This is a genomic window from Streptacidiphilus neutrinimicus, assembly GCF_000787815.1.
GTDB classification, from domain to species: domain Bacteria; phylum Actinomycetota; class Actinomycetes; order Streptomycetales; family Streptomycetaceae; genus Streptacidiphilus; species Streptacidiphilus neutrinimicus.
Map to the genome: position 1 here is coordinate 2,615 of NZ_BBPO01000041.1, position 11,793 is coordinate 14,407.

Below are 11,793 nucleotides of genomic sequence, written 5' to 3' on the forward strand. Positions count from 1 at the left end.
CGGCTACGCGGTCACGGTCGTGGACCGCACCCCGCTGCGGTCCACCGCCGCGACGGCGCGGCACGCAGCGACCACCGCCCGGGTGACGGCCACGGCCGGCGGCCCGGTCCCCGCAGCGGGTGCCCCGGGCCGGACGGGCGACGGCCGGCCGCCGCTCGCGCCACGCGGCGCGAACTGCTGCGACATCGCCATGAGCCTCACCATGGCGCTGCTGCTGATCACGCTGCTGTGAGCCGCGCCCCCGGGCGCCCCAGGGCGCCTCGCGGGTGAAAGGCCCGGAATGTCGGGCTAGCCTGGAAGAACGGGGCACGAGTCGTTACCGGCACGGCCTCACCGGCTCGGCGGAAGGACCGGATCGATGTCAACAACGGCGTGGCGATTCCGTGGCACCGAGGGGGCCGACGACGCGGTCCTCAGGCTCAAGCAGCTGGCCGGCAAGGATCTCATCGATGTGCGCGACGTCGCCGTGATCCGCTGGCCGCACTACGCCGCGGCGCCCCAGGTGCAGGAGCACGTGACCGACGAGGGCAGCAAGGCGTCCTCGCTCGCCAAGAAGTTCAGCAAGGCGGGCATCGAGGGCTCGATGATCGACTCGGTGAAGGGCGACATGACACCGGGCAACTCGGCACTGGTGCTGCTGAGCACCGACGCGGAGATCGACACCATCGCGAAGGCTTTCGAGGGCCACGCCATGGAGTTGATGCGCTCCGACCTGTCGGTGAAGCAGGAGGACCTGCTCAGGACGGCCTTCGGCAACCCGCCCGGCCCTGAAGGCCCGGCCGCCGGGTGACGACCGACGGGACGGGACCCCGGCTGCCCCTGCGTCAGCCCGAGGGCGAGTGCGTCCTGCGGGCCGATCCGCCGACCGTTCCACCGGCCGGTGACGCAGCGGCTCCGGCCCGGGCCCCGGACGATCGGAGCTGAGGCGCAGGTCAGCCCGGCGGACGCCGCTCCGCCGCCGTCTGCGCGGCCAGCAGGAGCGCCGTGACGCTGCCCGCCTCGGTGATGACGCCGGAGCCGACCAGCGCGACCGCCTCCGCCAACGGCACCTGACGTACCGTCATGAGCTGCTCGGCCGCGTCCCGGTGGAGGGGCCCTGGGGTCAGGCCGGCGGCGAGGAAGAGGTGGGTGCGGGCGACCGAGCTCGTCGGCAGCGGGTGGATCGCGCCCAGCGACTGCCAGGAGGCGGCGCGCCACCCGGTCTCCTCCGCCAGCTCCCGGGCCGCCGCCAGCGCCGGGTCCTCCCCGGTCTCGGTGCCGCCTCCGGGCAGATGGAGCATACGGCGGCCCTGCAGATAGAACTGGTCCTCCACCAGGACGACCCGGTCCTCGGCGTCGAGGGCGACGACGCGCACGCCGTCGGCGACGCGGACGTGCTCGTAGAACTCCGGCGCGGCCGGACCCTCCAGCACGTCCTGGTACAGCTGGACGAACCGGCCCTCGTAGACGGTGCGGCGCTCCACCAGCCGCCAGAGTTCCGGTTCGTCCTGCTCGTCCTTGGCGTCATGACCGGGTGTCAGCATCCTGTCAGGATGCCTCAGCCGACTACTCGTGCAGGAACGTTTCCGTGAAGCTGGTGCCGCCCGAGAGCGCGCTGGTGCGGGCCTCGGTGGTGCCGTTCGAGCTGGGGTCGAGCGCGGTCGGACCGAAGGAGCCCAACGACGCGCCGTTGACGGTGGCCGAGGTGAAGCTCAGCGTGCCGAAGTTGGGGTAGGCCCCGGTCGGCGACTCGATGATGACCTCGGCGCTGGCGCGCGACGCGGACAGGGTCTTGCTCGTGGTGTACGTCCAGCCCCGCGTCGTGTCGCTCAGCTTCAGGGTGTACCTGTTGCTCCCGGCGTACGTCACCGAGGCGGAGATGTGGTCGCCGGCCCTCACCGGGTACGAACCGGTGCTCAGGTAGACGGGGTTGGCCGGGTACATCTCGTACCAGGCCTGGTCCACCGGACTGCCGCTGGAGCAGTCGGTCGCCACGCCGGTCTGCTCGACGGTCGAGGAGCCGTAGCCGTCGATGCCCACCCACGGCGCGTAGAGGTCGTTGGTCGAGTTGCAGGTCGCCTTCGCCTCGGTCCAACTCGCCGACACGGAGGTGAATCCGCTGCCTGTCGCGGCGTAGCCGCCCCAGTTGTACCCGTTGATGTTGTAGTGCAGCGGGCGGAAGTCCAGTCCCTGAGCGGCCGCCGCGGTGACCGGCACGGCAGGGGCGGCCATGGTGGCTGCGACCGCGAGGGTGGCGACGCGTATCAGGAATCTGCGCATGCTGGCTCCTTCGTGAGTGACGATCAGGACGCTCGTACGCCGGCCGCCGCGTGGGCGACGCTGCCGAGCATGCCGGTTGTCATGACTCATAACAAGAGGCTGTGCACCACTAATCGTGGTGATTGCTGACGAACGATCACCACCCACCCCCGATTCACCCTTCCCGATCTCGCGCGCTCGGCGTCAACTCACGCGTCTTCATTGAGCTTTGACCATCCGAGGCCAACCGGACCGCTACGCCGTTGAGCGTAGGGAATCCGTGAAGTCGGCTTCACAACTCCCCTACGAGCCCCGCTCTTTGCTGGTCGGCCGGGAGGCCTGACTGCTGGTGGGATGGCGTGCCCGCCGGGCAGTTGGCGGGAGCACTGGATCCAATGAGGGCGCGAGCCGTGCCTTCCGCAGGCTGCACATCATGACCGCACGAGGGCGAAGGGGCGGGTCCTGGCGCTGTTCATCGGCGACGACTGGGCGGAGCCCCGGCCGGGCAGGGTCGACCGATCGGGGGAGCGGGGGGATGAATCGCGCGCCGACCGGTGACGCTTCACCACGACATGGCACTTCCGAGTGAATGTCCATCGACAAACCTGGGTCGCGCAACTCCCCCGTGATAGTCCTTCGTATGCGAATGTGCCGGGGGCAAGTGCCCGGCGACCGAGTGCGAGGTGGCATGCGATGACAGACACCGAAAAAACCCTCGGACGGACCCTGCTCGACCTGCCGGCGACGGTCGCCGGCCCCCCGGCGCCGACGCCGGGCGCGCCCGGCGGCCCGATCGAGCAGGGGTACTTCACCACCTTGGAGCAGTGCCGCAAGAACACCTACGACGTCGTCGTGGTCGGCGCGGGCGCCGTGGGCAGCACCGTCGTGCACCGGCTGCTGCGACGCGGGTTCCGTGTGCTGCTGCTGGAGAAGGGGCCGTTCCTGCTCCCCGAGCACGTCCAGAACCTCGACCCGGTCTACCAGCCGCTGATGACCACCGCCGTGGCCACCCCCTGGGAGATCGTCCCGAAGGACGGGTACGGGCTGGCGCCGCAGATCCCCTACGTCGGCGGGCGGGCGCTGTTCTGGAGCACCTGGATCCCGCAGCCCACGCGCGAGCAGATGCCCGACTGGCCGCCGGAGGTCCTCGACGGGCTGCGGCCCTACTGGCGGGCCGCCCACGAGTTCCTCGGCTCGGTCGAACCCTCCGACATGGGGCCCGAGTTCGACACCTTCCACCCGCGGCTGATGCGCGACCTGTTCGACGGGCTGCCCGACCTCCCGAACTTCATCGACTACGCCCGGCTGCGCGATCTCGAACAGCCGCTGGCGTCCCGGGCCACCCGATCGAGCCTCGGCTACCGCAAGTTCAGCCCCGCGCCGGTGGTCCTGGCAGACGCGCGCCGGTACGACGGGAGGTCCCGCAACGGCACGGCCCGGCTCTCCGTGGTCCCGAACTGCCTGGTGGAGCGGATCGAGCACAAGGCCGGGACCGGCAGCCGGGTCGCCACCGCACTGCAGACCTCCCAGGGTAGTTACGACCTCCAGGGTGTTCCGCTCGTGCTGGCCAACGGCGTGATCGAGCCCACGGGGCTGCTGATGCACTCCTTCGGCGACGCGCTCAGCGGCCTGGCCGGCAAGAACCTCGGCGGCCATGTCGCCGACTGGTTCACCATGCGCGTGCCGCGCGACGCCTACCCGGACCTTCCCGACCGGCTGCAGATCTCCTGCGCCTACCTGGAGGGCACCCACCGGCCCAACGGCTCCCCGGAGGAGGCCCGCGACTTCCACATCCACCTCATGGGCGGCTCCAACCCGCGTCCCGAGGACTCCGTCGCCGACCTGTACCGGCTCATCCCCGACTCCTTCGACCAGGACTTCCTCACCCAGCTCAGCACGGCGGACCACATCGGCTTCCTGGTGCACTGCCTGGGCGAGTGGCGCGGCGAGCGGTCCGCGGACGCGGCCTCCTACGTCAGCGTCGGCCAGGGCGGCATCCCGCAGATCAGGTTCAATCCCAACAAGGCCGACCGGGCGCTGGCCGAGGCCATGGACGAGTCCGCCCGGGCCCTGGTCGGCCTGCTCGCCCGCGGCCGCACACCGCAGTACTGGGACAGCGACCAGCAGAAGTGGTCCGGCCAGATCCCTCCGGGGCGGGAGAAGAAGCTGCTGGTCCACGAGTCCGGGACGCTCTGGATGGGCGACGGCCCGGAGGACTCGGTCACCGACCACGTCGGGCGCCCGCACGGCGTGGAGGGCGTGTACGTCGCGGGGGCGGCGATCTTCCCCAGCAGCGGCTCGTGGAACCCGACGCTCACCGCGGTCGCCCTCGGCCTGATGCTGGCCGACCACCTGATTCTGGAGGCCGGCCGATGACCACCGGAGTCCCGCTGACCGCCGGTCCGCTGGCGAACGCCGCCCTCCCGGACGCCCCGCCGCCCGCGCCGCCCGCCACGGAGATCGACCGCTTCGTCGCGCTCTCCGTCGCGCTCACCGGCTTCGACGCCTTCGAGCTGCAGGGCACCGGAATGGCCGGCTTCTACCTGAAGACGGTGGTGGAGCAGGTCGGCAGGCGGCCCTACGACGCGCTGCGGAAGGCCATGGAGCAGGTCGGCTTCGACCCGGAGAAGCTCCAGGGCGACGTCGACCAGGACCTCGCCCGGGCCGTCACCCACCTCTGGTACCTGGGCGTGTGGCCGCCGCTGTCCGCAGAGGTCCACGCGCAGTTGCAGCGCCAGGTCGCCAACGACGCGTTCACCGCCGCGCCCGAGGCGTACGTCCAGGGCCTGGTGTGGCGGACCTTCCACGGCCATCCGCAGGGCGCCAAGGCGCCGGGCTTCGGCACCTGGGCGGCCCCGCCGCCGGGCGAACCCGAACTCCCGCGGCCGGGAGAGCCGGCGCGACACCACGACGGCACGACGGGAGGCACCCGATGAGCCCCGCGCGCGACCTCGACGGCCACCGCTACGACGTGATCGTGGTGGGCGCCGGATGGGCCGGCTCGCTGGTCGCCAAGCGCCTCGGCAGCCAGGGCTGGCGCGTCCTGGTCCTGGAGGCGGGCACCACGACGCTGGACACCTGGCCCGGACACCTCGACGCGATGAACACCTTCTACTCCTCGCTGATCAAGGTGCCCAACGCCCCCTACCGCGCCAACACCGCAGCTCCCTCGCCGTCCGTCCTGGACACCGTCCCCCACAAGGGCGTTCACCGCTACCAGTCGGTCGGCTACCTGGTCCAGGAGGGTCCGCTGCCCTACGGCACCGACTACTTGCGCGCCGGCGGCGGGACGGGCATGCACTGGCTCGGCCTCACCCCGCGCATGCTGCCGCAGGACTTCAAGGTGCGCACGGAGTTCGGCTACGGCCGCGACTGGCCGATCGGCTACGACGACCTCCAGCACTGGTACTGCGAGGCCGAGCGGGAGATCGGCGTCGCGGGCGACGCCGCCGAGCAGACCAGGGAGATCGGTCTGCCGTTCCCCGAGGGCTACGTCTTCCCCATGCACGAGATCCCGAGCAGCTACGTCGACCGGGTCATGGCCGAGCACCTGGACGGCAAGACGGTCGTCGACCCCGGCACCGACGAGCCGGTCGAGCTGCGGGTCGTCAACACCCCGCACGGGCGCAACTCCACCCCCAACCAGGCCTACGACGGCGGCCGCGGCTTCCGCCCGCAGGACGCCGTGGGCCTGCCCAACTACGGCGAGCGCTGCGTAGGCAACGCCTCCTGCACCCCGATCTGCCCGGTCCAGGCGAAGTACAACCCGCTCAAGACCCAGGCGCAGTGGAGCAGGAAGGTCACCCTCATCGACCGCGCGGTGGTGAGCCGGGTGCTGGTCGCCGACAACGGCCGGGTCACCGGCGTCGAGTACCAGGCGTACGACGACCCGGCGACCCCTGTCGCCACCACGCGCACGGTCGAGGCCGACGTCGTAGTGGTGGCCGCCCACGCCATCGAGAGCGCCAGGCTGCTGCTCGCCTCCGAGCTCGCCAACAGCAGCGACCAGGTCGGGCGCAACCTGATGGACCACCCGGTGATGCTGGCCTGGGGCCTGATGCCGCACCAGGTCGGACCGTTCCGCGGGCCCGGGTCCACCTCGGCCTTCGAGAGGTTCCGCATGGGCGAGAGCCGCAAGGAGCACGCCCCGTGGCGGCTGGTGATCGCCAACTGGGGCTGGACCTGGGCCGCCGGCTCGCCCGGCAGCGACGTCGCGGAGATGCTCGGCATCCCCGAGACCCCCTTCCAGCAGCGTAAGAAGGCTCTCTACGGCGTGCCGCTGCGCGAGCGGCTCGGCGACCGGATCGGCCGCCAGATCGCCTTTCAGTTCGAGCTGGAGCAGGACGCCCAGCCCGGCAACCGGGTCACCATCGACCGCCGCCACCGCGACGCCCTGGGCAACTGCCGCCCGATCCTCAGCTACGACCTGTCCGACCACGTGAAGAAGGGCATGCAGGCGGCCATGGGCGTCTCGCACCAGATCTTCGACCTGCTCGGGGCGGAGGAACGGACCGCCTACCAGGCCGACGCGCCCAGCTACTTCGAGTACGAGGGCACGGGGTACGCCTTCAACGGGGCCGGCCACGGCTGCGGCACCCATGTCATGGGCGACGACCGCAGGACCTCCGTGGTCGACCAGTGGCAGCGGTCCTGGGACCACGCCAACCTCTACCTGGTCGGCTGCGGCAGCATGCCCTCGATCGGCACCTCGAACCCCTCGCTCACCATGTCAGCGCTGGCCCTGCGCAGCGTCGAGAGGATCCATCAGGACCTCACGGAGCTGCACCGGCCGCTCGTCCTGCGGCCCGCGCCCGCCCCCGAGTACGCCCACCCGACGGAGGCCCGACCGTGACCGTCCGCGACCCGCTGACCGGACTGACCGGCTTCACCGACATCAAGACGCCGCTGGCCGAGATCGAGCAGCCGCCGTTCGAGATCCCGAGGACCGTCCCGAAACTGCGCTACTTCCTGCAGGCGGCGCTGGCGTTGGAGTTCCTCACCATCCCGCCGTACCTCACCGCGATGTACACCATCAAGCCCGGTGCCAACCAGGAGGCCTGGTACGCGCTGCGGGCGGTCGTGCTGGAGGAGATGCTCCACATGACCCTGGTCGCCAACATGCTCAACGCCGTCGGCGGGAAGCCCGTCGTGGCCGACCCGAGGTTCGTCACGGACTACCCGGCCAAGCTCCCCTACGCCAAGGAGCAGGTGCCGATCGCGCTGCGGGGCTTCGGGCGGGAGGCCATCCGGACGGGGCTGTGGATCGAGCGCCCGGAGAAGATGGAGGACCTGCCCCGGACCGGCAAGGAGCCCGATCCGCGCGGGTGGACGTCCATCGGCCAGTTCTACGCCACCATCCGCGAGGGCATGCGCCGGCTCGCGGAGAAGCAACCGGACCTCTTCGACGGGGACCTCACCCGCCAGGTGGGCCCGGAGGACTTCTACAACTCCGGCGGCCGGGCCTTCCCGGTCACCGACCTCGCCTCAGCGCTCAAGGCGATCGAACTGATCTCCGAGCAGGGCGAGGGCGTCCCCGGATCGATCTACAACCCGGACGAGCGGCTGTTCGGCCAGGCCAACGAACTGGCGCACTACTTCAGGTTCATGGAGGTCCACGAGGAGCGCCGCTACGGCCCGCTCGACACGCCCGCCTCGGGCCCGACCGGCCCCGCCCTGCCGATCGACTGGACGGCGGCCTACCGCATCGACCCGCAGGCCAAGGTCGCCGACTACCCGCCCGACAGCGAGGTCCGGCTGGCCGCCGAGCACTTCAACCAGGTCTACGCACGGCTGCTGTGGCTGCTCGACCGCTCCTTCAACGGCGAGCCCAAGCAGCTCCAGGCAGCCATCCCCGTGATGCTCGAACTGCGGGACCTGGCCGCCCAGCTGTACGCGAACCCGCACCCGGACCCGGCCAGGGCCGCCAAGGGCGTCCACGCCAGTGCCACCTTCGAGATCACGCAGGCGGAGCTGCTGGCGGCCAAGAAGCAACTGGACACCGGTGCCGGCGCGACCGCGCTGCTGGCGAGCCTGGCCTGACCTGGTGACCCTGCTGACCCTCCCGACCCCTGTGACCTCACCCGGCTCGTACCTCCCAGAGGAGACCGTCACCATGAACGAACTGGCGCCGCCGCTTCCCCCGATCCCGGCCGGTTTCCGGCTGCCGTTCTTCTACGGCGCACTGCACAACATCGGCATCGACTACCTGGTCCCGCCGGAGCGGGTGAACGGCCACCTCGCCGGTACGGGCCTGTCGCCCGCACTGCTGGACGGGAAGGCCTGCGTGTCGTTCAACTACCAGCTGTACTTCGCCCAGTTCGACTTCGGGCCCAGCGTGACGCAGGAGATCGAGCTCAACATCATCGCCTTCCCGACCGCCTCCTCCAACCTCGTCCCGGAACTGACCTACCGCCAGTTCGCCCAGGGCGAGGACCAGACCAAGCTGCGCGGCAACTGGCGGATCCAGGTCGCCTGCGACGCGCCGATCGCCATCAGGGCAGGCAAGGAGCTGTTCAACGAGCCGAAGTTCCCGGCCTGGTTCAAGACCACCATGCCCTCCCCCAACGCGGACCCGAGCGCCGTCTGGCAGGTCGAGTGCCTGGACGCCTCGCTCACCCCGGACGGGAACGACATCATCAGGCACGACACGTCGCTGTTCTCGTTCAAGGCGGATCTGTCGGGGCTGCTGCCCGCGCCGGTCAGCATGGCGCCCTTCACCGAGTACGGGACGGACGCGAACCGCCGCACCCTGGCGGCGCCGCTGAACGTCTACCAGAACTACCAGCACTTCGCCTTCGACGGTCAGGGCGGCAAGCGCGTCAGCCTCACCGTCGACGACGCCGAGTCCGGCGTCGGCGCCGACCTGAAGGCGCTGCTCAAGGACGCGCACGCGGTCGGCGCGTGGTCCTACCAGTCGCCGATCGTCGCCGCGCAGAACCGCCCGTACTACAGCGCGACGAAGTCCTGACCCGGGCACGCAACGACTGTGGCCCCGCGCGCTCCCCTTCCGCGCGGGGCCCTACACTTCCCGCGTGATCAACAACGTCAAGTGCACCCAGTGCGGCGCCGTCGGTCTGGAACCGGGCTTCATCGAGGACAACGCCCCCGCCGGCCGCGGCGACGCACGCTGGGTCGCCGGCCCCATCGAGCGCGGCCCCCTGGGCGGCGCGAAGCGGATGGGCCGCCCACACCTCCAGGTCGACGCCTTTCACTGCCTCAACTGCGGCCACCTGGAGTTCTTCGCCGTCCGCCCGGCGTGACGCTCAGCGCTCCGTCACGCCGGCCGTGCGCCGTTCGAGCAGTTCGCCGTATCCGGCACACCAGCCGGCCAGGGTCGCGGCGTCGAACATGTCGGACTGGTAGGGCACGAAGCCGTGCCAGCCTCCGTCCTCGGGTTCGAGGATGAACGAGAACTCCATCTTCGCCCCGCCGGTCGGGACCAGGGTGAGGGCCACGTCGAGGTCGCCGAGCGCCGGCTGCATCGGCGGCGTGTTCAACACGACGAAGGGCACCTGGGGGAAGACCCCGAGGCCGTCCTTGCCGGCCTCCCGCAGCATCTCGCCGAGCAGGCCGAAGGGCACGAACCGGTCGACGTTCTCGAACAGCGCGGCCCCGGCACGCCGCACCAGGGCCGCGAAGGGCTCCGCGTCGTCCAGCGCGATCCGGACCGCGACGTTGTCCACGAAGAAGCCGACGACCTCCTCGTACTCGCTCCGCGGCCGGTTGGCGAAGTTGACCGGCACGGTCAGGTCGGCCTGGCCGGTCAGCCCGCCGAGCCACTCCAGGAAGGCCGCGAACAGCACCGCGAACTCGGTCGCACCCGCTGTGTCGGCGAAGGCCCGCACCTGGTCGGCGAGCCGCGCGGGGACGAGGAACTCGTGCAGTCCGCCGCGGCCGCTGAGCTGCACGGGCCTCGGCCGGTCCGAGGGCAGCGCGTAGGTGAGCGGCGCGTCCGCGAGGAGGTCCGTCCACCACGCGCGCAGCGCGTCCAGGCGTGGGCCCCGGTAGTGCTCGGACTCCCAGCGCGCGAAGCCGAGCAGGTCGGCCCGCGTCGGCTCGGGCAGGCCGCCGCGGTACAGCTCGTCCAGATCGCGCAGCATCGTCGAGTTCGACCAGGCGTCCGAGACGGTGTGCTGCACCAGGACGAGCAGGTCCCAGTCCTCGGGCCCGATCTCGGCGAGGGCGGCCCGCAGCAGCGGTCCCTCGCCGAGCGGGAAGGGCACCCGGGCGCCCTCGCGCCGCCAGGCGTCGACGGCGGCGTCCCGGTCCTCGGGGGAGACGCCGGTGAGATCCGTGATCGGCAGCGGGATGCGGGCCGTCGGCAGCACCTCCTGGACCAGGTGCCCGCCGCGCCGCACCAGGCGGGTGCGCAGACCGGCGTGACGCGCCGTGAGCAGCGTCAGCGCGCGCTGCAGGGCCGGGACGTCGAGGGCGCCGGTGATGGACAGGGCCATGGCGATGGTGAAGCTCGCCGGCTCCGTGGTCGCCTCCAGCCGCCCGAAGGACCGGCGCTGGCCCCAGGCCATCGGCCCGGACGCCTCCACCGGGCCGCCCTCGGCGACAAGAGCGGTCAGTGCCGCCTTGTGCCGTGCCATCTGCCCGAGCAGCGCGTCGTCCAGGACGCCGGCCGGGGCGTCGTAGCCGAGCCCCGCCGCGGTCACGGACATCCGCACGTCGGCCAGCCGCAGCCGGCCGAGCAGTTCGGCGGCGGCCTCCGCCTCCTGTTCGGCGCCGGTCACTGGATCCTCTCCTCGGTCATCAGGGGTTCGGGCGGCTCGGGATGGGGTGTGCACGGGCCGACGACGCTCTCGGCCGAGCGGCTCGGCTGCCGGTGTCCGGCCCTGGGGCGCGCGCAGGGTGTCCAGCGAGGTCGCCACGAAGGCGCCGATCTCCTCGATCCGGTCGTCGAAGAAGTGCCCCGCGCCCTCGAGCGCGAGCAGGGCGAGCGGCCCTCCGGAGACCGCGCGCCAGCCCTCCGCCGCGGCCACCGGTGCGATCGGGTCCTCGGTGCCGAGGACCACCGAGACCGGGCAGGCCAGCGGACGCGGCGTCACGACGGCGGCATGCTGCTCGTAGAGCCGGTAGTCGTCCCGGACCAGCCCGGCGTAGAACTCGGTCAGCTCGCGGTCGTGCAGGATCTCGACCGGCAGGCCACCGAACGCGGCGAGAGCGCCGAGGAACGCCGCGTCCGGAAAGGAGTGCAGCATCGGTCCCGGGCGCCGGTAGCCGGGTGGCCGGCAGGCCGCCGCGAACAACAGGGCGGGGGCCGGGCATCCTCGCTCGGCGAGCCGGTGGGCGGTCTCGTAGGCGAGCAGAGCGCCCATGCTGTGCCCGTACAGGGCGTAGTCGTCGCCGACGCAGCGCTCGGCGACGATCCGGGCCAGGTCGTCCGCCGCGTCGGCGAACGACCGTGGCCCTTCCTCGCCCGTCCGCGTGCCGCGTCCGGCGACGTCGAGCGCGACCAGCTCGACGTCCTCACCCAGGAACTCGGGCCACGGTTTGAAGACCCGTGAGGTGCCCCCGGCGTGGGGCAGGCAGAACAGGCGCATGAGGTTC

Annotated in this window: 11 protein-coding genes; 8 read left to right on the forward strand and 3 right to left on the reverse strand. The window is 71.5% G+C overall.

Annotated features, from left to right (window positions below; all coding sequences use genetic code 11):
* On the forward strand, positions 1-232 hold a 232-nt coding region (locus TR48_RS43545; RefSeq protein WP_201777150.1), incomplete at its 5' end, for a hypothetical protein.
* 126 nt (positions 233-358) lie between these two features.
* Positions 359-790, forward strand: a complete 432-nt coding sequence (locus tag TR48_RS39215; protein WP_052442948.1) for a DUF1269 domain-containing protein — start codon at positions 359-361, stop codon at positions 788-790.
* Between the two features lie 142 nt (positions 791-932).
* On the opposite strand, the gene TR48_RS24085 is transcribed toward TR48_RS39215, so the two are convergent.
* Complete coding sequence (locus TR48_RS24085) at positions 933-1,523, reverse strand: NUDIX domain-containing protein (RefSeq protein ID WP_052442949.1); 591 nt, start codon at positions 1,521-1,523, stop codon at positions 933-935.
* Between the two features lie 22 nt (positions 1,524-1,545).
* Positions 1,546-2,259 carry a G1 family glutamic endopeptidase gene (locus TR48_RS24090; protein ID WP_042370830.1) on the reverse strand — a complete coding sequence of 238 codons (714 nt, stop codon included), beginning with the start codon at positions 2,257-2,259 and terminating at the stop codon, positions 1,546-1,548.
* Positions 2,260-2,931: 672 nt separating this feature from the next.
* Here TR48_RS24090 and TR48_RS24095 point away from each other — a divergent pair.
* From TR48_RS24095 to TR48_RS24125, 6 genes are all read left to right on the forward strand, one after another.
* The gene (locus TR48_RS24095; protein WP_152628149.1) at positions 2,932-4,614 is read left to right on the forward strand and encodes a GMC oxidoreductase; all 1,683 of its coding nucleotides are present in this window, start codon (positions 2,932-2,934) and stop codon (positions 4,612-4,614) included.
* Positions 4,611-5,174: a hypothetical protein gene (locus TR48_RS24105; protein WP_052442950.1), complete on the forward strand. Its 564-nt coding sequence runs from the start codon at positions 4,611-4,613 to the stop codon at positions 5,172-5,174. Before TR48_RS24095 ends, TR48_RS24105 begins: the two co-directional genes overlap by 4 nt.
* Complete coding sequence (locus tag TR48_RS24110; protein ID WP_042370833.1) at positions 5,171-7,090, forward strand: GMC oxidoreductase; 1,920 nt, start codon at positions 5,171-5,173, stop codon at positions 7,088-7,090. The genes TR48_RS24105 and TR48_RS24110 overlap by 4 nt, the downstream gene beginning before the upstream one ends.
* On the forward strand, positions 7,087-8,277 hold the full coding sequence (locus TR48_RS24115) for a ferritin-like domain-containing protein (protein WP_052442951.1): 1,191 nt from the start codon (positions 7,087-7,089) through the stop codon (positions 8,275-8,277). Before TR48_RS24110 ends, TR48_RS24115 begins: the two co-directional genes overlap by 4 nt.
* Before the next feature lie 73 nt (positions 8,278-8,350).
* Positions 8,351-9,205 carry a hypothetical protein gene (locus TR48_RS24120; RefSeq protein ID WP_174501731.1) on the forward strand — a complete coding sequence of 285 codons (855 nt, stop codon included), beginning with the start codon at positions 8,351-8,353 and terminating at the stop codon, positions 9,203-9,205.
* A gap of 64 nt (positions 9,206-9,269) precedes the next feature.
* Complete coding sequence (locus tag TR48_RS24125; RefSeq protein WP_439654493.1) at positions 9,270-9,497, forward strand: hypothetical protein; 228 nt, start codon at positions 9,270-9,272, stop codon at positions 9,495-9,497.
* A 3-nt stretch (positions 9,498-9,500) separates the two neighbouring features.
* On the opposite strand, the gene TR48_RS24130 is transcribed toward TR48_RS24125, so the two are convergent.
* Positions 9,501-11,786 (reverse strand): alpha/beta fold hydrolase, encoded by a 2,286-nt coding sequence (locus TR48_RS24130; RefSeq protein ID WP_042370835.1) that lies wholly within the window; start codon positions 11,784-11,786, stop codon positions 9,501-9,503.
* Between the last annotated feature and the right edge of the window lie 7 nt (positions 11,787-11,793).

Bases quoted from the DNA above. Each gene is read 5' to 3' on its own strand.
- TR48_RS24095 (WP_152628149.1), top strand. From the start codon at position 2,932: ATGACAGACACCGAAAAAACCCTCGGACGGACCCTGCTCGACCTGCCG.
- TR48_RS24130 (WP_042370835.1), bottom strand. From the start codon at position 11,786: ATGCGCCTGTTCTGCCTGCCCCACGCCGGGGGCACCTCACGGGTCTTC.
- TR48_RS24105 (WP_052442950.1), top strand. From the start codon at position 4,611: ATGACCACCGGAGTCCCGCTGACCGCCGGTCCGCTGGCGAACGCCGCC.
- TR48_RS24085 (WP_052442949.1), bottom strand. From the start codon at position 1,523: ATGCTGACACCCGGTCATGACGCCAAGGACGAGCAGGACGAACCGGAA.
- TR48_RS24110 (WP_042370833.1), top strand. From the start codon at position 5,171: ATGAGCCCCGCGCGCGACCTCGACGGCCACCGCTACGACGTGATCGTG.
- TR48_RS24120 (WP_174501731.1), top strand. From the start codon at position 8,351: ATGAACGAACTGGCGCCGCCGCTTCCCCCGATCCCGGCCGGTTTCCGG.
- TR48_RS39215 (WP_052442948.1), top strand. From the start codon at position 359: ATGTCAACAACGGCGTGGCGATTCCGTGGCACCGAGGGGGCCGACGAC.
- TR48_RS24090 (WP_042370830.1), bottom strand. From the start codon at position 2,259: ATGCGCAGATTCCTGATACGCGTCGCCACCCTCGCGGTCGCAGCCACC.